The following is a 1864-nucleotide window of genomic DNA, read 5'->3' on the forward strand; positions in this document are numbered from 1 at the left end:
CTGACCGACACAACGCTGATAAACATTGTGAGGTCGGGCGGAGAAAAAGCGAATAAGCGCTTGACTCTGCGGGCGAAAAGCGTAGTATACGCAGCCCGGCTGAACGAGAATGTTATTTTTTGTTGCAGCCTGCTCTTTAACAATTAATCAGACAATCTGTGTGGGCACTCACAAGACCGTATCACCAAAAAATACGTTTTAAAGTCTTGAAGAGTGAACAACAGTTGATTCATTACGAATGAACAGTCAGTTTCTTTGAGCATCAAACTTTAAATTGAAGAGTTTGATCATGGCTCAGATTGAACGCTGGCGGCAGGCCTAACACATGCAAGTCGAGCGGTAACAGGAAAGTGCTTGCACTTTTGCTGACGAGCGGCGGACGGGTGAGTAATGTCTGGGGATCTGCCCGAGGGCGGGGGATAACCACTGGAAACGGTGGCTAATACCGCATAATGTCGCAAGACCAAAGTGGGGGACCTGAAAGGGCCTCACACCCGCGGATGAACCCAGATGGGATTAGCTGGTAGGTAGGGTAATGGCCTACCTAGGCGACGATCCCTAGCTGGTCTGAGAGGATGACCAGCCACACTGGGACTGAGACACGGCCCAGACTCCTACGGGAGGCAGCAGTGGGGAATATTGCACAATGGGCGCAAGCCTGATGCAGCCATGCCGCGTGTATGAAGAAGGCCTTCGGGTTGTAAAGTACTTTCAGCGGGGAGGAAGGGTATGGCCTGAAGAGGGCGATATTTTGACGTTACCCGCAGAAGAAGCACCGGCTAACTCCGTGCCAGCAGCCGCGGTAATACGGAGGGTGCAAGCGTTAATCGGAATGACTGGGCGTAAAGCGCACGCAGGCGGTCAATTAAGTTGGATGTGAAATCCCCGGGCTTAACCTGGGAACGGCATCCAAGACTGGTTGGCTAGAGTCTCGTAGAGGGGGGTAGAATTCCATGTGTAGCGGTGAAATGCGTAGAGATGTGGAGGAATACCGGTGGCGAAGGCGGCCCCCTGGACGAAGACTGACGCTCAGGTGCGAAAGCGTGGGGAGCAAACAGGATTAGATACCCTGGTAGTCCACGCTGTAAACGATGTCGATTTGGAGGTTGTTCCCTTGAGGAGTGGCTTCCGGAGCTAACGCGTTAAATCGACCGCCTGGGGAGTACGGCCGCAAGGTTAAAACTCAAATGAATTGACGGGGGCCCGCACAAGCGGTGGAGCATGTGGTTTAATTCGATGCAACGCGAAGAACCTTACCTACTCTTGACATCCTCAGAATTTGCTGGAGACAGCGAAGTGCCTTCGGGAACTGAGAGACAGGTGCTGCATGGCTGTCGTCAGCTCGTGTTGTGAAATGTTGGGTTAAGTCCCGCAACGAGCGCAACCCTTATCCTTTGTTGCCAGCGCGTGATGGCGGGAACTCAAAGGAGACTGCCGGTGATAAACCGGAGGAAGGTGGGGATGACGTCAAGTCATCATGGCCCTTACGAGTAGGGCTACACACGTGCTACAATGGCGGATACAAAGTGAAGCGACCTCGCGAGAGCAAGCGGAACACACAAAGTCTGTCGTAGTCCGGATTGGAGTCTGCAACTCGACTCCATGAAGTCGGAATCGCTAGTAATCGTAGATCAGAATGCTACGGTGAATACGTTCCCGGGCCTTGTACACACCGCCCGTCACACCATGGGAGTGGGTTGCAAAAGAAGTCGGTAGCTTAACCTGCGGGAGGGCGCTGACCACTTTGTGATTCATGACTGGGGTGAAGTCGTAACAAGGTAACCGTAGGGGAACCTGCGGTTGGATCACCTCCTTACCTGAGATACGGTTGAGTGCAGTGCTCACACAGATTGTCTGATGAAAG

1 rRNA gene is annotated in these 1864 nt (G+C 53.0%); it reads left to right on the plus strand.

Going from position 1 to position 1864, the window contains the following annotated elements:
* Window positions 1-271 precede the first annotated feature (271 nt).
* Window positions 272-1816: ribosomal RNA gene (locus KZ793_RS22335) — 16S ribosomal RNA — on the plus strand.
* The last annotated feature ends 48 nt before the right edge of the window (window positions 1817-1864 follow it).

Origin of the sequence: Photorhabdus antumapuensis (assembly GCF_020387775.1) — a bacterium.
GTDB classification, from domain to species: Bacteria; Pseudomonadota; Gammaproteobacteria; order Enterobacterales; family Enterobacteriaceae; genus Photorhabdus; species Photorhabdus antumapuensis.